Origin of the sequence: Pseudomonas sp. R45(2017), from assembly GCF_002112305.1 — a bacterium.
In the GTDB taxonomy this organism is placed as follows: domain Bacteria; phylum Pseudomonadota; class Gammaproteobacteria; order Pseudomonadales; family Pseudomonadaceae; genus Aquipseudomonas; species Aquipseudomonas paraglycinae.
Window position 1 is genome coordinate 367408 of sequence record NZ_NEHH01000001.1, and the last position, 22433, is coordinate 389840.

The 22433-nt window shown below is 58.8% G+C and carries 19 protein-coding genes, 5 tRNA genes and 1 riboswitch; of the genes, 7 read left to right on the plus strand and 17 right to left on the minus strand.

What is annotated here, in order from left to right:
- Positions 1 to 177 precede the first annotated feature (177 nt).
- Together CAF74_RS01770 and CAF74_RS01775 are read right to left on the minus strand one after the other, a co-directional pair.
- A complete protein-coding gene (locus CAF74_RS01770; protein ID WP_085745115.1) occupies positions 178 to 870 on the minus strand; it encodes a sensor histidine kinase KdpD in 693 nt (230 codons plus the stop codon).
- A complete protein-coding gene (locus CAF74_RS01775; RefSeq protein ID WP_085745116.1) occupies positions 867 to 2471 on the minus strand; it encodes a tetratricopeptide repeat-containing response regulator in 1605 nt (534 codons plus the stop codon). Before CAF74_RS01775 ends, CAF74_RS01770 begins: the two co-directional genes overlap by 4 nt.
- A 215-nt stretch (positions 2472 to 2686) precedes the next feature.
- Between CAF74_RS01775 and CAF74_RS01780 the strand changes: the two genes are divergently transcribed.
- Positions 2687 to 4069 carry a lysozyme inhibitor LprI family protein gene (locus CAF74_RS01780; RefSeq protein ID WP_256578336.1) on the plus strand — a complete coding sequence of 461 codons (1383 nt, stop codon included), beginning with the start codon at positions 2687 to 2689 and terminating at the stop codon, positions 4067 to 4069.
- Positions 4070 to 4150: 81 nt separating this feature from the next.
- Here CAF74_RS01780 and CAF74_RS01785 read toward each other — a convergent pair whose 3' ends face one another.
- From CAF74_RS01785 to CAF74_RS01795, 3 genes are read right to left on the minus strand one after another with little or no spacing between them, the layout of a single operon-like run.
- Positions 4151 to 5785, minus strand: coding sequence for a GMC family oxidoreductase (locus tag CAF74_RS01785; RefSeq protein ID WP_085745118.1), 1635 nt, complete (start codon positions 5783 to 5785; stop codon positions 4151 to 4153).
- A complete protein-coding gene (locus tag CAF74_RS01790; protein ID WP_085745119.1) occupies positions 5782 to 6336 on the minus strand; it encodes a sugar dehydrogenase complex small subunit in 555 nt (184 codons plus the stop codon). Before CAF74_RS01790 ends, CAF74_RS01785 begins: the two co-directional genes overlap by 4 nt.
- Before the next feature lie 3 nt (positions 6337 to 6339).
- Positions 6340 to 7740, minus strand: a complete 1401-nt coding sequence (locus CAF74_RS01795; RefSeq protein ID WP_085745120.1) for a cytochrome c — start codon at positions 7738 to 7740, stop codon at positions 6340 to 6342.
- A 367-nt stretch (positions 7741 to 8107) separates the two neighbouring features.
- Between CAF74_RS01795 and CAF74_RS01800 the strand changes: the two genes are divergently transcribed.
- Positions 8108 to 9748 (plus strand): methyl-accepting chemotaxis protein, encoded by a 1641-nt coding sequence (locus tag CAF74_RS01800; RefSeq protein WP_085745121.1) that lies wholly within the window; start codon positions 8108 to 8110, stop codon positions 9746 to 9748.
- Between the two features lie 56 nt (positions 9749 to 9804).
- Here the strand turns inward: CAF74_RS01800 and CAF74_RS01805 are convergent.
- Positions 9805 to 9881 (minus strand) — tRNA-Arg (locus CAF74_RS01805).
- A 284-nt stretch (positions 9882 to 10165) separates the two neighbouring features.
- Between CAF74_RS01805 and CAF74_RS01815 the strand changes: the two genes are divergently transcribed.
- Together CAF74_RS01815 and CAF74_RS01820 are read left to right on the plus strand one after the other, a co-directional pair.
- Positions 10166 to 10393, plus strand: coding sequence for a hypothetical protein (locus CAF74_RS01815; RefSeq protein ID WP_085745122.1), 228 nt, complete (start codon positions 10166 to 10168; stop codon positions 10391 to 10393).
- A gap of 20 nt (positions 10394 to 10413) precedes the next feature.
- Positions 10414 to 10593 (plus strand): PA3371 family protein, encoded by a 180-nt coding sequence (locus CAF74_RS01820; protein ID WP_085745123.1) that lies wholly within the window; start codon positions 10414 to 10416, stop codon positions 10591 to 10593.
- Here CAF74_RS01820 and phnN read toward each other — a convergent pair.
- Positions 10568 to 11137 (minus strand): phosphonate metabolism protein/1,5-bisphosphokinase (PRPP-forming) PhnN, encoded by a 570-nt coding sequence (phnN, locus tag CAF74_RS01825; protein ID WP_085745124.1) that lies wholly within the window; start codon positions 11135 to 11137, stop codon positions 10568 to 10570. The two genes, CAF74_RS01820 and phnN, sit on opposite strands and share 26 nt — an antisense overlap.
- A gap of 389 nt (positions 11138 to 11526) precedes the next feature.
- Between phnN and CAF74_RS01830 the strand changes: the two genes are divergently transcribed.
- On the plus strand, positions 11527 to 11853 hold the full coding sequence (locus CAF74_RS01830; protein WP_003178899.1) for an Arc family DNA-binding protein: 327 nt from the start codon (positions 11527 to 11529) through the stop codon (positions 11851 to 11853).
- Positions 11854 to 11969: 116 nt separating this feature from the next.
- Here the strand turns inward: CAF74_RS01830 and mgtE are convergent, their stop codons facing one another.
- On the minus strand, positions 11970 to 13412 hold the full coding sequence (mgtE, locus tag CAF74_RS01835; RefSeq protein WP_007960287.1) for a magnesium transporter: 1443 nt from the start codon (positions 13410 to 13412) through the stop codon (positions 11970 to 11972).
- Between the two features lie 320 nt (positions 13413 to 13732).
- On the opposite strand from mgtE, the gene CAF74_RS01840 reads away from it, so the two are divergent.
- Positions 13733 to 14251 (plus strand): cell envelope protein SmpA, encoded by a 519-nt coding sequence (locus tag CAF74_RS01840; RefSeq protein WP_085745125.1) that lies wholly within the window; start codon positions 13733 to 13735, stop codon positions 14249 to 14251.
- A gap of 19 nt (positions 14252 to 14270) precedes the next feature.
- Here the strand turns inward: CAF74_RS01840 and CAF74_RS01845 are convergent.
- From CAF74_RS01845 to ltaE, 8 genes are all read right to left on the minus strand, one after another.
- Positions 14271 to 14347 (minus strand) — tRNA-Arg (locus tag CAF74_RS01845).
- 72 nt (positions 14348 to 14419) lie between these two features.
- Positions 14420 to 14496 (minus strand) — tRNA-Arg (locus CAF74_RS01850).
- 72 nt (positions 14497 to 14568) lie between these two features.
- Positions 14569 to 14645, minus strand: a tRNA-Arg gene (locus CAF74_RS01855).
- A 107-nt stretch (positions 14646 to 14752) separates the two neighbouring features.
- Positions 14753 to 14843, minus strand: a tRNA-Ser gene (locus CAF74_RS01860).
- A gap of 62 nt (positions 14844 to 14905) precedes the next feature.
- Complete coding sequence (gene csrA / locus CAF74_RS01865) at positions 14906 to 15094, minus strand: carbon storage regulator CsrA (protein WP_002554426.1); 189 nt, start codon at positions 15092 to 15094, stop codon at positions 14906 to 14908.
- 186 nt (positions 15095 to 15280) lie between these two features.
- Entirely contained in the window at positions 15281 to 16522 is a 1242-nt protein-coding gene (locus CAF74_RS01870; protein ID WP_007951048.1) for an aspartate kinase, read from the minus strand.
- 90 nt (positions 16523 to 16612) lie between these two features.
- A complete protein-coding gene (alaS, locus tag CAF74_RS01875; RefSeq protein WP_085745126.1) occupies positions 16613 to 19237 on the minus strand; it encodes an alanine--tRNA ligase in 2625 nt (874 codons plus the stop codon).
- Positions 19238 to 19383: 146 nt separating this feature from the next.
- Complete coding sequence (gene ltaE / locus CAF74_RS01880) at positions 19384 to 20388, minus strand: low-specificity L-threonine aldolase (protein ID WP_085745127.1); 1005 nt, start codon at positions 20386 to 20388, stop codon at positions 19384 to 19386.
- Positions 20389 to 20586: 198 nt separating this feature from the next.
- Positions 20587 to 20758: riboswitch (FMN riboswitch) on the plus strand.
- A 102-nt stretch (positions 20759 to 20860) separates the two neighbouring features.
- Between ltaE and CAF74_RS01885 the strand changes: the two genes are divergently transcribed.
- Entirely contained in the window at positions 20861 to 21370 is a 510-nt protein-coding gene (locus CAF74_RS01885; protein WP_011335530.1) for a 6,7-dimethyl-8-ribityllumazine synthase, read from the plus strand.
- A gap of 45 nt (positions 21371 to 21415) precedes the next feature.
- On the opposite strand, the gene astE is transcribed toward CAF74_RS01885, so the two are convergent.
- A complete protein-coding gene (gene astE / locus CAF74_RS01890; RefSeq protein ID WP_085745128.1) occupies positions 21416 to 22426 on the minus strand; it encodes a succinylglutamate desuccinylase in 1011 nt (336 codons plus the stop codon).
- Positions 22427 to 22433: the final 7 nt, after the last annotated feature.

Below are 22433 nucleotides of genomic sequence, written 5' to 3' on the forward strand. Positions count from 1 at the left end.
TTCAATCTCATCAATGCCCGTCAATCGCTGCGCGAGTGAACGCTGGCCATCGGTTGTCATGACGCAATCCTTGTTATTGTGCGAGCCGCGAACGGCGACCCGGACAAAATAGGCTTCGGCTGTTCGGAATATCAAGCAGCAGCCAACAAAAAGAATTCCGGTCAATGAATCCGTGATTCAGGGCAGGTAAATACTGAACACGCCGCCGCCCAGCGGGCCGCCATTACGAATCTCGGTCCGGCCGCCAACACCGTTGCGCTGATGCAGCGCGGCAATGCGCCCGGCGAAGTACAGACCGAGGCCGGTGCTGCCACTGCTGTGATTGATGCCCTGCACGTAATCGGACTGACGCTCGAGCATTTCGGCCGGGTAACCGTCGCCGTCGTCATTGATGCTCAGCACCAGTTGCCCGGCTTCGTCGCTGACGGTGATCAGCAGCGATTCACGGGCGTAACGGATCGCATTGTTGATGCAGTTGCCCAGCACAGAGGCGATCAGTTCGCGATCAAAGAAACCCAGCGGACTGAGCGGATCGACTTCGTAAGTGGCGATGATTCCACGACTGGCGAACACTTCCTGATGCGCCGCCAGTTGCGCTTCGATGAAATCGTCCAGCTCGTGATAGGCCGGCTGCAACGGCATCTGATTCACCCCAAGCTTGTACAGCCCGAGCAACTGCACCAGCATGCCGTTGAGGTGGGCGAACTCGAAGTCGATCACGCCCTGCTCCGCCCCTTGGCGCTGCGTCTCGGGCAGACGCGCCAGCCATTGGCTGTGGGCCTGCATCAGCATCGCCAGAGAGTTCTTCATGTCGTGCACGGTGGAGGCGATCACCGTGGAAAAATCCAGTGCCTGCTCGTCTTGGTTCATTCGCCAAACGCCTTGCTTTTCAGCTTCTGATAACGCGGATAACGCGCGTCGGTATCGGGCATCATGCCCACCAGTTTCAGGCAGGCCCGACATTCTTCCAGCTCCGCCGACGGCACATTGGTGTCGGTGCCGTGCAGCAACGACTGGGCCATGTTCAGCGCGATACTGATGTTCTTCGGTTGCATCTTCAGCGCCTTGCGGAACACCTCGCGGGCCTCCACCAGGTTGCCGGTCTTGTACACGCGCACGCCCTGACGGTTGAGGTCGGCGGCCGCGTTGCTGGAGCTGAGAATAGTCGGGTCGTCGGTGAGCTTGGCGATGTCTTTCATCACCGTCGGGTCATCGCCGTAGATTTCCGCACAGCTCTTGAGCATCGAAGTGCCCGCCTCGGCCTGACCGAGCATCTGCAATTGCTTGGCGACCAGCAACGCCGCCTCGGGGCTCATGAACTGCTCCATGCCGTCGAGGCGCATCAGCGCTTGTTCGGTGAGCTTCTCGGCGGTCTCGGCATCGTTGAGCAACAGGCTCGTGGCCTTCATCAGACGCGCGCGAATCTGCAGGCCCGGGTCGGTCGGGTTTTCCTTGGCCACGGCGCTGAGGGTGGTGTTGATCTCCAGCCGCGTGCGGGTGTCGAGCCCGCGTTCGCTGCCTTTGCTGATCAGGGCATGGGCCAGGCCGAGATTGCTTTCCGGATCCTTGAACCGCGATTGCGCGCCCTGATTCACCGCCTGGCGATAAGCCCGGGAAGCGGTGTCGAAATCTTCGTTGGCCATCGCCAGCTTGCCCAGCAACGCCTGACGGCGCACCGCCAGCGGCGACAGGCGAATGGCCTCCTCCAGCACTTGCTGCGCGCCTTTGGTATCGCCTTCGGCGACCAGCACGTCGGCCATGCCGTCGTACAGCGCCGGCATCATCGGGAAGACCTTCAGGGCTTTTTCGTAAACGCCTTTGGCCTGACTGACCTGCCCGCGCTTGAACAGCAATTTGCCCAACCCGGCAAACGCCCATGGCAACGGCCGGTCGGCGATGATGCTGTCGTAAAGTCGCTCGAGCGCTTCGTTCTGGTTCATGTCGCGCAGCGCATCCGCGCGATAGCGCAGGCACAGCGGCGAATAGCGGATGTCCTGTTTGCACAGGGCGATACAGGCGTTGAGCACCTCGACCGGTTTGCCACGGTCGAGGGCTTGCAGAATCGGTTTGAGCAGGGTCTTGCGCTGCTCCAGACGCTCCAGCCGCTGAGCCAGGCCGGAGCGGTTGAACGGCTTGGTCAGGTACGCGTCCGGCTCGTGCTCCAGGGCACTGAGCACCATCGCCTGACTGGTTTCGGCCGTGACCATCACGAACACCGCTTCGTGGCTGATCAGCTTCTCCATCATCAGGTCTTCCAGCACCTGCTGACCGTTCTTCTTGCCGTCACCGAGGTGGAAGTCCTGGAGGATGAAATCGTAGGACTTCTGCGCACACATTTTCAGCGCCTGCTCGCCGGTGTCGGCGGTGTCCACATCCTTGACGCCCAACTCGCGCAACATCGAACGCACGGAACTGCGGAAATCCGAGAAATCATCGACGATCAGAAAACTCTTTTGGTGATACGACAGCATCGAGGATTTCCAGGCAATTGAAGAGGATGGACCATTTCCAGGCGCGCAGATGATAGCTGCCGGCCAAATGCTATCAAGCGATTTCGCGCGACTCTGAAGTCACCGAATGGGTTATCGGCCGGATCAGGGGTTCTCTTGAAGCGAGGGTTCAAGATTCGTTGCGCAAGGATTACCCTGCGCGGCGGTTCTCACCTTCCAACGGCAAAGGATTCATCGTGTACATCAAGGGACGCTACATCGTGTCGGCCTGTGCGCTGCTGTTTTTGCAGCAGGCACTGGCGAGCGGAATGGACTGCACAAAGGCGGCGAGTGTTGTGGAGAAGGCGATTTGCGCGGACAAGCCGTTGCATGAGCTGGATGCGCAGATGGGGGCGGCTTATCGGAAGTTGATGAAGGCTGCGCCGGCGCAGGCCGAAGTGAAAAAGGCTCAGCACCAGTGGCTCAGGGAGCGTGATAGATGTGGCGAGGAGGTCAGTTGCCTGAGCCAGCGTTATCAGGATCGTTTGCAGGTCTTGCACGCGCAGTGGATCGACGCGGTGGCCTACAAACCGGACGAGATCGATAGACAGGTCATGGAGGATCTGCAGCAACGGGTTCGGGAGATGAGTAAGGAAAGTCCGGAGTTTGCACTGGAGCGGGCACTTGGCTCTCTCACCAGCGAAAAAGGCGAAACCTCATTCTCCGGCGATCCAAATGACGACCCAGCCGAGGATCAGACCGTGTTCCCCAAAAGTATTCCCAAGGGCGTCACCCAGGGTGAATGGAAAGCGCTTAACGCTTCCGGCCTCGATGCTGATGCCGAGCAAGGTCAGGTGAATTACACATTGATAGACCTGGACGGCGACGGCCAACGGGATCTGATCGTTTCAACCTACACCGGTGGTACAGGCCTCTTCAGCTTCTATGAAACCTTCCGTCACGATGGAGAACGGTTCACCAGAAGGCTGGCTCCCTATGATCCGGAAGCCGGCGCCGGCAGCTCGTTGTTCTCCACCAGTGATCGCGGCGCCAACCAGTCGGCAGGCTGGATCAAATCTCACGGAAGAATGTATCTCGCCTACCGCAACGGCTCATACGGTGCTGATGATGTGTACTTGCTCAATCCCCTGAAGATCAACAGCCAAATACCAACGGTGACAGTTCGGTATGACTACAAGTTGATCGTGCCGAGTAATCAATACTCCGAGGAAAGCAGTACCAGCTACGTACTGGACCCAGTTTTGCGAAAGACTCTCATAAAAGCCCTGATCCAATCGGGTGCGGGTAAACCTCAACAACCCAGCCAACACAAAGGCCCCCTCTGCCCCATTCCTGCATCGGGCTCGGGTGACGATGATTATTACAGTTACGGCGCAGGTTACTACGCAGTAGAAACCGTCATGGACTTGCCAGTCTTTATCGACAACGAGTGCTTCATCGCAAGGCTGAACAATTGGTTTGGTAGTTACAGCGAGAAAGACGGATTGCCCGCCTTGCTGACTTTGCGCAAGCCCGGGTCTCAAGATCCCGAACGGGGCTTCTCAGTCAACGGCCGCCGACATTTCACGAACGTCACAACCTCGATTGGAAAGGCAGAGGGTGGAGCTGAAATTTTCTAACCCTTCCTCCTGCAAGATTGAAAGACACAAAAAAGCCCCACCAGACACCTCTGCGTGGGGCTTTGTACTTCAGGGCGCTTCTCAGACCTCCGCCACCAACACATCGGCAATCCGAATACTCAACGCCGCACCTGTCAGCGTCGGGTTCACGCAGGAGGACGATGGCATGACGCTCGTCCCCGCAATGAACAGGTTGGAATGGTCGTGACTGCGGCAATCGCGGTCTACCACCGAGTCTTTCGGATCATCGCCCATGATGGTGGTGCCCATGATGTGCTGACGGTTCTGGAAGCCCGTGTCGGTGCTGAGGATGTCGGCGTCGAGCAGTTTTGCAAACTGCTTGAAGTCTTCCAGCGCCTTCTCTTTACCGGCGTGCCAGTAGTCGGGAACGCTGTAGTAGATCTCGGGAACCGGCAGACCGATGGCGTCGAACTTGGTCTTGCTCGGGGTGACCCGGTTTTCCGGCAGCGGCAAGGTTTCGAAATCGACGGCCCAGTTCAGGGAGCGCGCCGATTGCAGGCGGATCTGCTCATCGAGCTTCGAGCCCAGCACGCCTTTGGCGATCAGGTTCGAGGTGATTTGCGACGTCGGCACGGTGTTGCGCACCTTGATCTTGTAGCTCGGGTAATCGTTGCGAAACGCGCCATCGCGACTGTTCAGATAGACCAGCAATTGCGTCGGCCCTTCGCCCGGCCACATGTCTTCCTTGGTCATGACGTTCATGCTGATGCCGGTGTGATCCATCAGGTTGCGCCCGACCTGATCCGAGGAGTTGGCAATCCCGTTCGGGTACTTTTCCGAGGTCGACATCAACAGCAGCTTCGGCGACTCGATACCGTATGCCGCCAGTACAAAGGCCCGGGCGGTCAGTTTGTGTTTGATCTTGTCGGGGCGCATGTACCAGATCGCGGTGATCTTGCCGTCGTCGCCCGCCTCGATCTTGTAGACGACAGAGTTGTCCAGCACCTTGGCGCCATGGCGCTCGGCCTCATCGATATGCATCGAACCGTCGTACTTGGCTGCAATCGGGCATACCGGGTTGCAGTTGTTGTTGCCGGCACAGGGAGGCCGTTTGCCATAGGGGCGGGTTGCCCGGCCGTTCGGCTCGAGGATCGGGTTATACCCGCCCTTGCTGAGCAATTCGGAGAGGCGCTTGAACATGTAGCTCGGCTTCAGGCCCTCCATCGGATAGGGAATCGAGCGCGGCGGATAGGCGTCCCCGCCCTGCCCGCTTTCGTCCTGGCCGTCGACACCGGAAACGCCCAGTTCGATTTCAGCCCGAGCGTAATACGGTTCCAGCTCGTCATAACTGATCGGCCAGTCACGACCACGGCCATACAACGACTTGAGACGAAAATCGTTGGGCAGCATGCGCCACAGCGAGGAACCGAAGTGCCAGGTGGTGCCGCCCACCACACGCAAGTAAGAAGTGTTGTATTTCACTGGCCCTACCTGCTGCAAATAGTCGCCGTAGGTCGACGGCGCGTGAGGCAGGCTCGGATAGGGCGACCCGGCGCCCTGCAGCTTGGCATTGGCCAGCGAGAGTTTCACCGGGGCATTGCGGAACGTTTCCACCACATCACGGCGATTCACCCGGGGACCGGCCTCGAGCACGATCACCGACTTGTTCGCTTTGGCCAGGCCCGTGGCGATCAGACCGCCCATGACACCGGAACCGATGATCACCACATCGGCATCGAATTGATCGCTGCTCATACTGTCGAGTCCTGAATGACTGCTGGTTTGGGACCCCATGAATCCGGGCCGCCACCGTAGGTTGGAATGATGAGAATGCCGTGAGTGGGCTGATACATCATGGCGAGGGAATAGCTGATCAGCTCGGCATACGCCGGCTCACCGACAATGCCCAGATACCAGGCGGAAATGATGCTGGTGGCCGTGGCTCGCAGCGATGGATCCGGATTCGGCTGCGCCAGGTATTCGTCGACATGCCTGTACCCCTGTGCGCCGATCAATTGCTTCAGGGCTATTACATTGGTCGAGAAATTCGGCGCGCGCTTGTCCAGTGCGGCGTAGTAACGACCGGCCAGAACCGGATTGACCGCACGGCTGACCAGAAACTGCGACAGCGCAATGAAATCGTCGCCCGATACCTGCGCTGCCAGCACCGACTGCCAGGGCAGCGCACTGCCGATCATCGCGGCCAGGCCCAGCGTCACGGAACCACGCAACAGATTGCGGCGAGTGAGCCCAGTCGAGCTTTCGGTTTGAGTTTTTTCGTGTTTGTGCGTCATTGAAGTGTCCATTGCTCAGGCCTCCTTGCGCCGACGTGCAATCAAGGCCCATGCGCCCAGGCCCATCAACACGCACACGAGAATGATGACCGGGGTCGTAAACTTCGCCATTACTGCCAGCGGTGCCTTGGGACCACCGTCCCGTACCTGCGCCACATCGGCGGCGGTGACAATCGTGTCGGCATTGCCGTAGCGCGACAGCACGTAGTTGCTGACGTCGGCAATCTGCTGGTCGTTCAGGCGGTCGGTGAACAGCGCGTCAGGGCCGAAACCCGGCATGTCGATGGCCACACCGTCGACTTCACGATGCACGCCGTACACGATGGCCGCGATCAGGTTGTCGCTGCGACTGGTGGCAGTGTTATGAAACAGTGATGGGTATTCCCGCGTGCCCTGACCGTTCGGCTGATGGCAGTTGGCGCAAGTGCCACTGAATATCTGCCAGCCCGGGTTGTCCCCCGGTTTGCCTCCGCGCAGCGTCAATTCATCGACCGAGGCCTGACCGTACTCGTGGCGGGCTTTGGTTTCCCCACTGTTGATCGGCGCCGTCTGCAGCAGATAGGCCGCAATGGCTTTGAGATCCACATCGCTCAAATGCTGCAGACTGTTCTCCACCGCCTCGGCCATCGGCCCCGCCGCCTGGGCCTTGCCCTCGACGTGACCGGTACGCAGATAGGCCACGATCTCGTCGCTCGACCAGGCACCGATGCCGCTGACTTTGTCGGAAGTGATATTGGGGGCATACCAACTGCCCAGTGATCCGCCGGCCAACGGTTTTGCGCTGTCGGCCGCCATCAGGACATTGCGCGGTGTGTGGCAGGTATCGCAGTGAGCCAGGCCGTTGACCAGATAGTCGCCGCGATTGACCTCGGCGGACTTGGCCGGATCCGGCGTGAAGCGTGTTTTGCTGTGGAACAGCGCGTTCCAGCCAATCATCGACGCGCGGATATTGAACGGGAAATCCAGAGCGGTTTTCTGGTTCAGCGTATCGACCGGCGCCACTTCATGCATGAAGTAGTCGTAGAGCGCAGCAATGTCGCTGTCGGTCATCTTCGAATAGGAGGTGTAGGGCATCGCCGGGTAAAGCCGAGTGCCATCGGCCGCCACCCCGTCACGCACCGCACGGGCGAATTGCTCTGACGTGTAATTGCCGATACCCGCCGTTTTCGAAGGCGTGATGTTGGTCGAGTAGATCGTGCCCATCGGTGAACCGAGCGGATAGCCGCCCGCAAAAGCCCTGCCGCCTGGCGCCGTATGACAAGCCACACAGTCAGCGGCTACCGCTAGACGCTTGCCCACCGACGCGGTGCTGTCGAGCGCCTCGCCGTACGCGGCGCCAGCTATGGCGATCAGCAGCGTAACCAATCCGGCAGAGGCGTACCCCCTGCGTTTCCCTTTATCAATGCGACGCGACATGAGTCCTACCCTAGGCTGCTTCGTTCTTTTTTTTTCACGGTTCTGGAAATCACGAACACAGCGTCCTCGTCATCTTGAGCGACAAGGACGAAGAGGTACGATGTCGTACGTATTTATTGGAATATTCCATACAATGTAACACTTTGCAATAAATAGAAAAGGCCAAGTGCCATCTTTTGTATGTATGTGCTGAATGCTCTAAAACGCTGGTTACAAGGGTGTTTAATGCAGAATATATTTAAATAAGAAACAACTGGTAACCCTACAGTTGTGGACTCCGCAGCCGAAAGATGTACGACGACTAGCCATTTGCTTACGAGCTGCGCTCGATATTGACCCGCCCCCACATGTCAGCAGGATGCCCCTTATGAGTTGGTTGAATGACGCAAGACTTTCCACGAAATTGATCACGGCCTTCGCGGCGTGCGCCTTCATCACCCTGGGGGTAGGCCTGCTGGGAAGCCGGGGAGTGACCGAACTCTCGACAAGCCTCAGATCGGTGTTCGGCAACAACCTCGTCGCCGTCGCCAACATCGCGCAGACCAAAATCAAGGCTGTCGGACAGACCCGTGACATGTATCGGCTTTACGTCGCCACTGCCGCCAACCTGCCACAGAGCACCAAAGACGAATTCCTCGCCTCGATGAGCGCCAACCAGTTGGCGAGCGAAAAAGCCTTTGCCGAATACCGGAAAACCGAGCTTGCCGACGACGAACGTGCAGCCGGTGACCGGATGGAGAAGGCCTGGCCCGTTTACCAGGCGATCGTGCAAAGGTATCTGACCCTGATGAAGGCCGGCGACCTGGAAAATGGCCGCGAACTGCTGCTCGGCAATCTGCAGAAAAACTACCGCGTCGTCATGGACGAATTGACCATCATGACCAACTCCAACGACATGCAGGTCAGCGAAGCCGCGAAGCGATCGGTTCTGACGGAGTCCTCCGCCAAGACCTCGCTGTACATCGGCATCGTGCTGGCCTTTGTCGCGGCGATTTTGCTTGGCCTGTTCATCAGCCGACTGATCAGCCGCCCCATCTCCAAAGCCGTTGAAAGCGCCCGAAGCATCGCTGGGGGCGACTTGACTCAAAACATCGTCAGCACCGGCCGCGACGAGGCCGGTCAGTTGCTCACGGCCCTGGCCGAGATGCAGGGCAGTCTGAAAAGCACTATTCAGCAGATCGCCAGCGCGGCAGATCAACTGGCTTCCGCTGCCGAAGAACTCACCGCCGTCACTGACAATGGAAGCCGCGGACTGATTCGTCAGAACGACGAGATCCAGCAGGCAGCGACGGCTGTCACGGAAATGACCTCCGCCGTGGAGGAAGTTGCGCGCAATGCGGTATCCACCTCCGAGGCCTCCCAGACCACCAGCCGGGAAGCCAGCAATGGACGCGATCAAGCGCGAAACGCCGTTGCCGCGATCAACCATGCAACCACGGAAATCGCCACCTCCACCACCATGGTCAAGGACCTGGCAGAGAAAGTACGGGACATCGGCAAGGTTCTGGATGTCATCCGGGGGATTGCCGAGCAAACCAATCTGCTGGCGCTTAACGCCGCCATCGAGGCTGCACGCGCGGGTGAGCAAGGTCGAGGTTTTGCCGTGGTCGCCGACGAGGTACGAGCCCTGGCGGCAAGAACCCAGGCTTCGACGGGGGAAATCGAAGGCATGATCAACGACGTTCGCAACAGTGCAGACGAAGCCGTCGGCGCCATGGGGAAAAGCCAGGCGCTGGTCAGCGAAACCCAGTCACTGGCGCAAGCGACCGGCCAGGCATTGGAGCTGATTGCCGACGGCATCTCGCAGATCAATGATCGCAACCTCGTCATCGCCACAGCCTCGGAAGAACAGGCACACGTTGCTCGTGAAGTGGACCGAAATCTGGTCAACATTCAGGATCTTTCCACCCAGACAGCGGCAGGCGCACATCAGACCAGCGCCTCGACCCAGGAACTGTCCAACTTGGCGGCGTCGTTCAACACTCTGGTCAGTCGCTTTCGCTTATAAATTCCTGAAAACAAAAAGCCCCGCCAGATCACTCTGCGCGGGGCTTTTTCAATAGATGGTGTCCCAGGGCAGGTTCGAACTGCCAACCTTCCCCTTAGGAGGGGGATGCTCTATCCAATTGAGCTACTGGGACACAAATCTGTCGGTGCGACAGACGGCGTGCATGTTAACGGCCGGGCCCTGATTTGTCATGTCGTCCGCAGGGCTTTTTAAGTGTAGGCAGGCGCCTTGCAAGGGTGCCGGACGTTTTACCGTGCAATTTGCATCACCGCAAAAAGCCATCATTGCAGAATGCAATGCGTGCACTTCGAAAAACCCTGCTAAATGCTTGTTTTTAAAGGATTTAACAGCGGTTAGACTATTGGCACGACGGCTGCTTTACCGATTCTTATACAAGAACAATCGGAGACTCGTCTCATGAACAGCGCCCTCGTGTTCGCAAACGCAATCGCACTGGCCGTCCTGGTGGGCTTTCACTTCGTCCCCGAGGACGACGAGAAAGTGGCCGGGCGCATGCCGCATTACCTGCAAGTGCAGAAGGCGCCGCAATGGGCGGTGTTGAGCGATGAGAGCTTCGCCCCGCAAGCGGTCAGCGAATCTGAACAGGCGTTGCCGGCGCATTCGACTGAACGTCTGGTTTTTTGAAATATCCTCAGGAGTACAGCATGTCCAAGTCAGCTGCAGGATTTCTGATCCTCGCCTTATTGAGTGGCCTCGGGCATTTTTCGCTGTTCGAGCAAACCGAAATATCCCTGCCCCTGATCGGTTGCGGCGTCTTTTCGGCGCTGTTCGTACTGGCGCTGGTGGCCGGGCGCAAGATCAAGTTTGATCCGGTATTGCGCTGAACCTGACCAGCTCCAGCAAATGATTGACGGCATCGGCCAGGTCGCCCGAGTTGTCGATCAGGTGCACAGGGCTGTCGGTTGAACGCCTGTCCTTGAACAGCGTGTTACGGGCCAGCCTCGCATCGATCTGCTCAAGCGTCTCCCGGCCACGCCGGAGCAGGCGCTCACGCAGGACATCATCCCGAACCGTGAGCAACACCGGCACTAGCGTCGGGTAGTGTTCCAGCGCTTGCCGAAGGTTCGCCCGAGAGCCGTTCACCAGGACGTGCTTGCCGGCTTTCAACCACTGATCCATCTCCGCAGGAATCCCGTAGGAAAGGCCGTTGGCCTCCCACCACAGCGAGAACTTGCCTGCACGCTGACGTTGCTGGAACTCCTGGGGCGTCACGCCGATCGCATCCTCGCCCATGGATTCGGCCGAACGGGTGATCACGCGCCTGATGATTTCGCAGTCCAACGCCCGTAAAGGTTCACGCGCAGCCTCGATCAGACTGTCCTTGCCAGAGCCGGAAGGTCCCATGAGGTAAATCAGCCTGCCATCCATCCTGAAAACGCCCTCCGGCGGGCATTTGCCCCTAGTAAATCGGCCATTTGCCACTATCCTGTACAAGGTAAGGAACAACGATTCAACCCGCATAGCATGCACGTTCTGACGCCTTCGGGCATCAGTCGACATGTTTCAGGACGCGGTCAGCGATACGGGCCGATGCTTTCTTTTCAAACCAGTCCGCATTTCTGATAATTGGTGCTGGCATTACGCCTTTACCCGGATCAATATTTGTCACAGAATTGACGCCAATGATCTGGCAATTTTGAGGCATGATGCGCGCCTCTTAACAATTCAGGTTGAACCATTTGGCGCGGATGCTTGTCCTACCACTCATCCTGCGGCCAATCCCGAGAACCGCTCCCCTGAACTAACCGGTTAAATATATGCGCCCATTGAAACAGGCAATTTATTCCAGCCGTACGGCTGACAAGTTCGTCGTACGTCTGCCAGACGGAATGCGTGAACGCATTGCCGAGGTGGCTCGCAATCATCATCGCAGCATGAACTCCGAGATCATTGCGCGCCTTGAGCAGAGTCTTATTCAGGAAGGTGCACTGGGCGAAGAGCTGAGCATGCGCCTGGACAGCCCGGAGCTGTCGCTGCACGAACGCGAGTTGCTGCAACGCTTCCGCCAACTCTCCCATCGCCAGCAGAACGCGCTGGTTTCTCTGATCGCCCACGACGCCGAAATGGCCGCAGACGCATCCTGAGTCAAACCGAACATCTCAAGCCAGCATGAATGCTGGCTTTTTTTTGCCTGCGATTCGGGCTACTTACAGGCGAAAAACAGCCCGCCAATTGGCGGGCTGTTTTTTTATGCAGTCGGTCAGAGCAGGAAAATCGTCGCCAGCCCCAGGAAGATGAAGAAGCCACCACTGTCGGTCATGGCCGTGATCATCACACTGGCGCCCATCGCCGGATCGCGCCCCATCTTCGCCAGAGTCATCGGGATCAACACCCCCATCAATGCTGCCAGCAACAGGTTCAACGTCATGGCAGCCGTCATCACCACGCCCAACGACCAGCTGCCGTAGAGCAAGTAAGCGACCACACCGATCACACCGCCCCAGACCAGGCCGTTAATCAACGCCACGGCCAACTCTTTGCGCATCAGGCGCGAGGTGTTGCCGGTGCTGACCTGATCGAGCGCCATGGCGCGAACGATCATGGTAATCGTCTGGTTGCCGGAGTTGCCGCCAATGCCCGCCACGATCGGCATCAGCGCCGCCAGGGCCACCAGCTTCTCGATCGAACCTTCGAACAGGCCGATCACCCGCGATGCGACGAATGCGGTGATCAGGTTGATCGCCAGCCACGCCCAACGGTTGCGCAGGGACTTCCAGACGGAGGCGAAAATATCTTCCTCTTCACGCAGACCCGCCATGTTGAGGACTTCGCTTTCGCTCTCCTCACGAATCAGGTCGACCATCTCGTCGATGGTCAGACGGCCGATCAGCTTGCCGTTCTTGTCGACCACGGGGGCCGAGATCAAGTCGTAACGTTCGAACGCCTGAGCGGCGTCATAGGCGTCCTCGTCCGGGTGAAAACTCACCGGGTCACTGGCCATGACCTCGGAAACCTGCTTCTCCGGGTCATTCACCAGCAAACGCTTGATCGGCAGCACGCCCTTGAGCACGCCGTCGTAGTCGACCACGAACAGTTTGTCGGTATGGCCCGGCAATTCTTTGAGGCGACGCAGGTAACGCAGAACCACTTCGAGACTGACATCCTCACGGATGGTCACCATCTCGAAGTCCATCAGCGCGCCGACCTGCTCCTCGTCGTAGGAGAGGGCCGAACGCACACGCTCGCGTTGCTGCTGGTCCAGAGTCTCCATCAGCTCATGGACGACGTCTCGCGGCAGCTCGGAGGCCAGGTCAGCAAGTTCGTCGGCATCCATGTCCTTGGCCGCAGCCAGGAGCTCATGATCGTCCATGTCGGCGATCAGGGTTTCACGGACGGAATCGGATACTTCGAGAAGAATGTCGCCGTCGCGATCGGCCTTGACCAGTTGCCAGAGCGTCAGACGATCGTCCAGCGGCAGGGCTTCAAGAATGTAAGCGACGTCGGCGGAGTGCAGATCGTCGAGCTTGCGTTGCAATTCGACGAGGTTTTGCCGGTGGACCAGGTTCTCGACCCGGTCATGATGCGGGCCTTCCTGGCGATGAGTCAGGTCTTCGACGACCCGCTGGCGCTGCAGCAGCTCGACGACCTGAGCCAGGCGATCCTGCAGGCTTTCCTGTGTTTTCTTTACTTCGATTTCGGACATAGGCGAACTCCACTCCCAGCAGCGGGGCACGCCGGAAGGATCAATCAGTCAATTCATGATTGGTGAAACGGGTTACTGAATAACTACTGGGTAAGTCCATGGAGGTTTTCCATAAGCCCCGGCGGGGCTGACGGGCGCAATGATACACCGCCTGACGGTTTTAAACGTTAAAAAATAGTGGCTGAAACAAGCGCTTGCGAGACAAAGCTGAGCACTGTCCTGATCCTTCACACTGCGACGACGCATCCTGAAAAGAAAACACACCGGCGGTGAAAAAACTGCCGGCTACGCTTGAGAACAATCGTCATGGAGGACGCCGAATGCCATCGAAAACATCCCGATTCATGCTGACCACCCTGCTCTGCCTGCCCGCCATCGGGAGCGCAACGACACTTCATCGTTGCGAAGCTTCAGATGGTCACGTCACGTTCACCACGCTGAGCTGCGCGAACGATGAGCACCTTTCATTGCAGGAAGTTCGCCCCTACTCGCCTGGCTCCACAGTCACCCTGATACCCGAAGCCCGGCACGAAGAAATATCCGGTATGAATATCAGAAAGCGAGAAATGGCCGTCGTCGGGCGCACCCAGGACAAATGTGGAGATCTGATCGACGCGCGACAGAAACGCGAGGCGATCATCAATCAACGAATCATCGCCGGCATGAGCCAACAGGATGTTGAAAGCGCCTTGGGCAAACCCGACAAGGTGAGCATCCGAAATTCGGCAACGAGTTATCGTTACGACCTCAAGCGAGGCCGCAGTGCTCAAATCGATTTTGATGAGAAAGGATGCGTGACGGGAAAAGCCAAATCCCGGACAGCAAAAAGCCCGCGTTAAACGCGGGCTTTTCGGTATATGGTGCACTCGACAGGATTCGAACCTGTGACCGCTCGGTTCGTAGCCGAGTACTCTATCCAGCTGAGCTACGAGTGCAATTTGTGTTTTTAGACCAGACCACAACTGGCTGTAACCAAGTCATCCGCATTGCTGCAACTGACTCTTAAATGGTGCACTCGACAGGATTCGAACCTGTGACCGCTCGGTTCGTAGCCGAGTACTCTATCCAGCTGAGCTACGAGTGCATTTTGTGTTTTTAGACCAGATCACAACTGGTTGAAGCCAAGTCATTTACATCGCTGCAATTGACTCTTAAATGGTGCACTCGACAGGATTCGAACCTGTGACCGCTCGGTTCGTAGCCGAGTACTCTATCCAGCTGAGCTACGAGTGCATTTGTTGCGCCGCATTATAGCCCGTCTAATCTCTATTCCAACCACTTTTTCTATAAATTTCAGCAACTTACAGAAAAAGCCAGATTACAACGTACTAAGCAAATAATGGCGGAGAACGGGGGATTCGAACCCCCGACACCCTTTTGAGGTGTACTCCCTTAGCAGGGGAGCGCCTTCGGCCACTCGGCCAGCTCTCCGCAACACGGGGCGTATATTAACCACCTTCTTCCCCGTTTGCAAACATAAAAATCGATAAAAATTAATGGCTTGGTTCTTCGTCCTTCTCTTTCTTTATACGCAGATAGATTTCTTCACGGTGCACGGCCACCTCTTTCGGGGCGTTGACGCCGATACGCACTTGATTTCCTTTAACGCCGAGCACGGTCACGGTGATTTCGCCATCACCGATAATCAGGCTTTCTGCGCACCGACGAGTCAGAATCAGCATACCTTTCTCCTCACGCGAATCATTTCAGGGACAACAGTCTGCAAAAAAAAGGCACCCGACCTACAACCGGAGCGATCGTAGCCCTACATGCCTGAGTATTGACCAGCGCGAGCAAAAGAACAGTTCAGGGCTCACGCCATTCAAAAAATAAAGGGCGCGGTCAGACCGCGCCCTTCAGACAACGCATCACTCGCCCTGGCGGGCCGGAGCGTCGAGTTCGAAAGCCGTGTGCAGGGCGCGCACGGCCAGTTCCAGGTACTTCTCTTCGATCACCACGGAAACCTTGATTTCCGAGGTCGAGATCATCTGGATGTTGATGCTTTCTTTTGCCAGGGATTCGAACATGCGGCTGGCCACGCCTGCGTGGGAACGCATGCCGACGCCGACGATCGAGACCTTGGCAATCTTGGTGTCGCCAACCACTTCACGGGCACCGATCTCGCGAGCGGTGTTTTCCAGCACGGTTTGCGCAGACTGGTAGTCGTTGCGGTGCACGGTGAAGGTGAAGTCGGTGGTGTTATCGTGCGCGACGTTCTGCACGATCATGTCGACTTCGATGTTCGCGGCACTGATCGGGCCGAGAATCTTGAACGCCACGCCCGGGGTGTCTGGCACGCCACGGATGGTCAGCTTGGCTTCATCGCGGTTGAAAGCGATGCCGGAAATGATCGGCTGTTCCATGGTTTCCTCTTCATCAATAGTAATGAGGGTGCCCGGACCCTCCTTGAAGCTGTGCAGTACGCGCAGCGGAACGTTGTACTTGCCGGCGAACTCCACCGCGCGGATCTGCAGCACCTTGGAACCGAGGCTGGCCATTTCCAGCATCTCTTCGAAGGTGATCTTGTCCAGACGCTGAGCAACCGATACCACACGAGGGTCAGTGGTGTAGACACCATCGACGTCGGTGTAGATCTGGCATTCGTCAGCCTTCAGCGCAGCGGCCAGCGCCACACCGGTGGTGTCGGAACCGCCACGACCCAGGGTCGTGATGTTGCCGTGCTCGTCGACGCCCTGGAAACCGGCGACCACAACCACGCGACCGGCTTTCAGGTCACCGCGAATCTTCTGGTCATCAATCTGCAAGATACGCGCTTTATTGTGCGCGCTGTCCGTCAGGATCCGCACCTGGTTGCCGGTGTACGACACCGCCGGCACACCGCGCTTGATCAGCGCCATGGCCAACAGGGCGATCGTCACCTGCTCACCGGTGGAAACGATCACGTCCAGTTCACGCGGAACCGGTTGATCTTCGCCACTGATTTGCTTGGCCAGATCGATCAGACGGTTGGTTTCGCCGCTCATTGCAGACAGCACAACCACCAGGTCATCGCCGGCATCGCGGAATTTCTTAACCTTGTCGGCGACCTGCTCGATTCTCTCGACAGTGCCGACCGAGGTGCCTCCAAATTTCTGTACGATCAAAGCCATTTCAAAGCCGCCTCTGCCCATGAAGGGCGCCCAATAATCACTCAAACAGCCGTCGGGCCCACCACTAGACTGCGGGCCCGACGGGCCGTCTTATAAACCCTGCTCGACGAATGGAACGGTCAGCGCCAGTGCGCCATCCAGTGCGCCGGCGTCGACACCGCCGCCCTGCGCCATGTCCGGACGACCACCGCCCTTCCCGCCCACTGCCGCAGCAGCCTGTTTCATCAAATCACCGGCTTTGAGTTGGCCAGTCAGGTCCTTGGTTACACCTGCAACCAGTACGACCTTTTCCTCATGGACACTGCCGAGCAGGATCACTGCGCGGCCGAGTTTGTTTTTCAGCTGATCGACCAGCGCCAGCAGCGCCTTGCCGTCCTGACCATCCAGACGCACGGCCAGCACTTTCACGCCCTTGACGTCCACGGCCGAAGCCGACAGATCGTCGCCAGCGGCAGCAGCGGCCTTGGCCTGCAACTGCTCGAGCTGCTTCTCAAGCGCACGGTTGCGCTCCAGCACAGCCGACAGCTTGTCGATCAGGTTGTCGCGGCTGCCCTTGACCAGGCTGGCCGCTTCCTTGAGTTGTTCTTCAGCAGCGTTCAAGTAAGCCAGCGCCGCAGCGCCGGTGACCGCTTCGATACGACGCACACCCGATGCCACACCGCCTTCGCTGATGATTTTCAGCAGGCCGATGTCGCCGGTACGATTGGCGTGGATACCGCCGCACAGCTCGACGGAGAAATCACCGCCCATGCTCAGTACGCGCACGTTGTCGCCGTATTTCTCGCCGAACAGCGCCATCGCGCCTTTCTGCTTGGCGGTTTCGATGTCGGTTTCTTCGGTTTCAACGGCGGAGTTCTTGCGAATCTCGGCGTTGACGATGTCTTCCAGCGCCTTGATCTGCTCAGGTTTGATCGCTTCGAAGTGACTGAAGTCGAAACGCAGGCGCTGACTGTCGACCAGCGAGCCCTTCTGTTGAACGTGGTCGCCCAGCACTTTGCGCAGCGCTGCGTGCAGCAAGTGAGTGGCCGAGTGGTTCAGCGAAGTGGCGTGACGCACGTCGGCCTCGACGTGGGTTTCCACCGGTGCGCCAACGATCAGGCTGCCCGACGCCAGTACACCGTGGTGCAGGAACGCGCCGCCGGTCTTGGTGGTGTCGCGCACGTCGAAACGGCTGTCGCCGGCCTGCAGGTAACCGCAATCGCCGACCTGGCCGCCGGATTCGGCGTAGAACGGGGTCTGGTTCAGCACCACAACGCCTTCCTGCCCTTCACTCAAGACGTCCACGGACTGGCCATCTTTATAGAGCGCAACGACTTTCGCCGAACCGCTGGTGGCGTGATAACCGGTGAACTCGGTGTCGACGTCAACCTTGACCAGGCTGTTGTAGTCCAGACCGAACGAGCTGGCGGAACGTGCGCGGACGCGCTGGGCTTCCATTTCACGCTCGAAACCGGCTTCGTCGATGGTCAGGCTGCGCTCGCGGGCGATGTCCGCGGTCAGGTCCATCGGGAAACCGTAGGTGTCGTAAAGTTTGAACACCACGTCGCCCGGCACCACGTCGCCTTTGAGCTCGGCCAGATCCTGCTCGAGAATTTTCAGGCCCTGCTCCAGGGTCTTGGCGAATTGCTCTTCTTCGGCTTTCAGTACGCGTTCGATGTGCGCCTGCTGGGATTTCAGTTCCGGGAACGCTTCGCCCATCTCGGCCACGAGAGCGGCAACGATCTGGTAGAAGAAGCTGCCCTTGGCGCCCAGCTTGTTACCGTGACGGCAGGCGCGACGGATGATCCGGCGCAGCACATAACCGCGACCTTCGTTGGACGGCAGTACGCCGTCGGCAATCAGGAAGCCGCAGGAACGGATGTGGTCCGCCACGACTTTCAGGGACGCCTGGTTGTCGTTGCTGCAGCCGATGGCCTTGGCCGATGCGGCCAGCAGGCTCTGGAACAGGTCGATTTCATAGTTCGAGTGAACGTGCTGCAGCACGGCACTGATCCGCTCAAGACCCATGCCGGTGTCCACCGACGGGGCTGGCAGCGGGTGCAACACGCCATCGGCGGTGCGGTTGAACTGCATGAATACGTTGTTCCAGATTTCGATGTAACGGTCGCCGTCTTCTTCCGGCGAGCCCGGTGGGCCGCCCCAGATGTCGGCGCCGTGATCGTAGAAAATCTCGGTGCAAGGACCGCACGGGCCGGTATCGCCCATGGTCCAGAAGTTGTCGGAGGCGTATGGCGCGCCCTTGTTGTCGCCGATGCGCACCATGCGCTCGGCCGGCACACCGACTTCCTTGGTCCAGATGTCGTAGGCCTCGTCATCGCTGGCGTAGACGGTGACCCACAGTTTTTCCTTCGGCAGGTTCAGCCACTTCTCGGAGGTCAGGAAGTTCCAGGCGTAGGTGATGGCATCACGCTTGAAGTAGTCGCCGAAGCTGAAGTTACCCAGCATTTCGAAGAAGGTGTGGTGACGGGCGGTGTAACCGACGTTTTCCAGGTCGTTGTGCTTGCCGCCGGCGCGCACGCATTTCTGGCTGGAGACGGCGCGGGTGTACGCGCGCTTTTCCTGGCCCAGGAAGCAGTCCTTGAACTGGTTCATCCCCGCGTTGGTGAACAGCAGGGTTGGGTCGTTGCCCGGAATCAAAGAGCTGGAGGCTACACGGGTGTGGCCTTGCTCTTCGAAGAAGCGAAGGAAGGCTTCACGGATTTCTGCGCTTTTCATTAGGTTCTTCCACGGAGGCTGCGGCCAAAGGCCTGTACGAAACGTCAACAGACGAAACGACGGCAAAGGGCCGCATTATATCGGCCCTGCGCGCGGGGTACAGCGTGTTTATACGATAGAAACGGTCAATTGGGTGGCTAACGCTGTCACTTGCGCGAAAACTCGACGAATGTCGCGATCACTTGCTCGATTTGCGAGCGATTGACGTCCATGTGCGTGACCATCCGCAGGCGGGCGGCAGCGCTCAATTTGATCCCGCGCTCGGCAGCGAAAGCCTTGATCGCCTCGGCACGGTCGCCCATCTGCACGTAAACCATGTTGGTCTGCACCGGCTCGACGCTGAAACCGGCCTCGCGCAGGCCTTCAGCCAGATACTGGGCGTTGGCATGGTCATCCGCCAGACGCTCGACGTTGTGATCCAGCGCGTACAGCCCGGCCGCCGCCAGCAATCCAGCCTGACGCATGCCGCCACCGACCATTTTGCGCAGGCGCCGGGCCTTTGCAATCAACGCCGACGAACCGCACAGCACCGACCCCACAGGCGCGCCGAGGCCTTTGGACAGGCACACCGAGACCGAATCGAAATATTGGGTGATTTCCCGAGCATCGACCCCGAGCTTGACCGCCGCGTTGTACAGCCGCGCGCCGTCCAGATGCAGTTGCAGGCCGTTGTCCCGAGTGAACTGGCGGGCCCGGGCCAGATAGTCCAGCGGCAACACTTTGCCCTGCATGGTGTTTTCCAGCGCCAGCAGGCGCGTACGGGCGAAGTGGAAATCGTCGGGCTTGATCGCCGCGGCCACCTGATCCAGGTCCAGCGAGCCGTCGGCCTGCACTTCCAGCGGCTGTGGTTGAATCGAACCGAGTACCGCTGCGCCGCCGCCCTCGTACTTATAGGTGTGCGCCTGCTGACCGACGATGTATTCGTCACCGCGCTCGCAGTGTGCCATCAGGCCCAGCAGGTTGCTCATGGTCCCGGTCGGGACGAACAGCGCGGCGGCGAAACCCAGCCGTTTTGCCAGTTCGGCTTCCAGACGATTGACCGTCGGATCTTCGCCATACACGTCATCGCCGGTGTCGGCGCGGGTCATCGCGTCAAGCATGGCGGGGGTCGGTTGAGTGACGGTGTCGCTGCGAAGATCGATAACGCTCATGAACCTGGCCTCAAGTCAGCTGGGGAAATCCCTTTACGAAGGTGAATTACTGCGGGCACGGCGCGGATTAATCAACCCTCGCGCAAGGAAAAGTCGTTTCCTGTGCTTCGAAAAATCCGATGGCAATCATCACAAAGGCGCAATGCACAGCCCGGCAATCTGTGTTAAAAACGCTGCGCCGCCCGATAAAGGGCGGCGAAACGTTCTCAGGGCGGGGTGCAATTCCCCACCGGCGGTAATTGCGCGCAATGCGCATAGCCCGCGAGCGCTTGGTGTCAGGCACGGCAAAAACCGTGAGCGGCGGCAAGGTCAGCAGACCCGGTGTGATTCCGGGGCCGACGGTCATAGTCCGGATGAAGAGAGAACGGGATTGACGCCAAAGGGCCGTCCGCCGTGTTCGCGCGAGCGTGCGTACCCTTGAATCCCTTTCGATTCATAACGCCCTGTTTTTCACACAAACAGGAGTCAGAACATGCAACCCACCGCTATCGACAGCAAAAGCAAACACACTCACGGCGAGCGCGTCGCGTTCATCCAGGCCTGCTGGCACAAGGAAATCGTCGACCAGAGCCGTAAGGGTTTCCTCGCCGAAATGATCGCTCAGGGGTATCAGGAATCGGACATCGATTTCTTCGAAGTCGGCGGCGCCTTTGAAATGCCTCTGCACGCCAAGCTGCTGGCCAAGACCGGTCGTTATGCCGGTATCGTTGCCGCCGCCCTGGTGGTGGACGGCGGAATCTACCGTCACGAGTTCGTTGCCCAGTCGGTCGTCAGCGGCCTGATGCAGGTGCAGCTGGAAACCGAAGTGCCGGTGTTCTCGGTGTCGCTGACCCCGCACCACTTCCATGCCGGCGAAGAACACCAGAAGTTCTTCTTCGAGCATTTCGTGCACAAAGGTCAGGAAGCGGCGAAGACCTGCGCCGATACGTTGCAGAAAGTGCGTGCATTGCGCCGCACCGAGCCGCGTGCTGTAGCGGTCTGATGCAATAACGATCTCCCCCGCGCGCGGCGTGGGGGAGGTTCAGTTTCAGGCAAGATTTTCGTCAGTGGTCGGCACGATCAGAATGCCCGCCCGCAGGCCGTTCTTGACCTTGGGGTTGGGGAAGATGATCCGCGCGCCCTGCTCTTCGATGATCCAGCGGGTATTGGCCAGGTCTTCGGCCAGCACATAACCCACATCCAGTTCCGAAAAGTTTTCGATGTCCGCCGGCAGGTTCAGGCGGAACGCATCGCTGTGCTTGATGATTTCCCGTGCCACGCTGAACAGTTGCAGACCGTCCAGGTCCTGCTCTGCCATTTCCGGCTCAGTGCCTTCGATGATCTGCTTCAGGCGGGTTTCCAGCAGTGACACATTGACCCCGGCGTTCTGCCCGAACGGCCGCGCCTTGCCCAGCTCCAGCGTGAAGGACTCGGCCCCCAGCTTGTCGTAGGTGTAGGAGCTGAACACGATCGACGGCTTGTTCTGCAACAGCACCGCCTCCATGCCGGCCGCGCGCAGGCGGGCCAGCTCAAGACGGGAATGCTGGCGACCTTCCTTCCACGGATACAAGGCGAACTGCTCGATTTTCGAACCGCGAATTGCGGTGTGCAGGTCGTAGTGCAGGCGCTGACGGTCAGGAAGGCTGAAGAAGCTTGCCGCCAGACGTTCCAGCTCGCAGGCGCGCAGGGCTTCGGAACCGCTGCTTTGTTCGTGACGGCCGTTGAACAGCCGATTGACGTCCTGCTCGACGAAACGTTCGCCCTTGCGAATCGCTTCCGGGTTGCCGAACAGGAACAGAATGCGTGCGCGCGGCTTCAGATCGCCGCGGGCGATGTCATGCAGCAACCGGTCGAGCAATTCGATCGGTGCCGTTTCATTGCCGTGGATACCTGCCGACAGCAGCAGATCCAGGCCATTGTCGCGCGCTTCGGGTGGCCGGACTTCCAGCGCCCCCTCGCTCAACCAGCGCATGCGCACGCCTTCGACAGTCAGTTGAGTCTTCTCCGCCGGTTCGCGGCCGGCGAGGGTCAGTTCAAGCAGTTTGCCGAGGGCGAGCATAGAGCGG

Excerpts from the sequence above, each read along its gene's own strand:
- alaS (WP_085745126.1), bottom strand. The coding sequence starts at position 19,237 with ATGAAAAGCGCAGAAATCCGTGAAGCCTTCCTTCGCTTCTTCGAAGAG.
- CAF74_RS01785 (WP_085745118.1), bottom strand. The coding sequence starts at position 5,785 with ATGAGCAGCGATCAATTCGATGCCGATGTGGTGATCATCGGTTCCGGT.
- CAF74_RS01870 (WP_007951048.1), bottom strand. The coding sequence starts at position 16,522 with ATGGCTTTGATCGTACAGAAATTTGGAGGCACCTCGGTCGGCACTGTC.
- CAF74_RS01800 (WP_085745121.1), top strand. The coding sequence starts at position 8,108 with ATGAGTTGGTTGAATGACGCAAGACTTTCCACGAAATTGATCACGGCC.
- CAF74_RS01775 (WP_085745116.1), bottom strand. The coding sequence starts at position 2,471 with ATGCTGTCGTATCACCAAAAGAGTTTTCTGATCGTCGATGATTTCTCG.
- CAF74_RS01885 (WP_011335530.1), top strand. The coding sequence starts at position 20,861 with ATGCAACCCACCGCTATCGACAGCAAAAGCAAACACACTCACGGCGAG.
- mgtE (WP_007960287.1), bottom strand. The coding sequence starts at position 13,412 with ATGTCCGAAATCGAAGTAAAGAAAACACAGGAAAGCCTGCAGGATCGC.
- CAF74_RS01815 (WP_085745122.1), top strand. The coding sequence starts at position 10,166 with ATGAACAGCGCCCTCGTGTTCGCAAACGCAATCGCACTGGCCGTCCTG.
- ltaE (WP_085745127.1), bottom strand. The coding sequence starts at position 20,388 with ATGAGCGTTATCGATCTTCGCAGCGACACCGTCACTCAACCGACCCCC.
- CAF74_RS01820 (WP_085745123.1), top strand. The coding sequence starts at position 10,414 with ATGTCCAAGTCAGCTGCAGGATTTCTGATCCTCGCCTTATTGAGTGGC.
- astE (WP_085745128.1), bottom strand. The coding sequence starts at position 22,426 with ATGCTCGCCCTCGGCAAACTGCTTGAACTGACCCTCGCCGGCCGCGAA.
- CAF74_RS01840 (WP_085745125.1), top strand. The coding sequence starts at position 13,733 with ATGCCATCGAAAACATCCCGATTCATGCTGACCACCCTGCTCTGCCTG.
- CAF74_RS01830 (WP_003178899.1), top strand. The coding sequence starts at position 11,527 with ATGCGCCCATTGAAACAGGCAATTTATTCCAGCCGTACGGCTGACAAG.
- CAF74_RS01790 (WP_085745119.1), bottom strand. The coding sequence starts at position 6,336 with ATGGACACTTCAATGACGCACAAACACGAAAAAACTCAAACCGAAAGC.
- phnN (WP_085745124.1), bottom strand. The coding sequence starts at position 11,137 with ATGGATGGCAGGCTGATTTACCTCATGGGACCTTCCGGCTCTGGCAAG.
- csrA (WP_002554426.1), bottom strand. The coding sequence starts at position 15,094 with ATGCTGATTCTGACTCGTCGGTGCGCAGAAAGCCTGATTATCGGTGAT.
- CAF74_RS01795 (WP_085745120.1), bottom strand. The coding sequence starts at position 7,740 with ATGTCGCGTCGCATTGATAAAGGGAAACGCAGGGGGTACGCCTCTGCC.
- CAF74_RS01770 (WP_085745115.1), bottom strand. The coding sequence starts at position 870 with ATGAACCAAGACGAGCAGGCACTGGATTTTTCCACGGTGATCGCCTCC.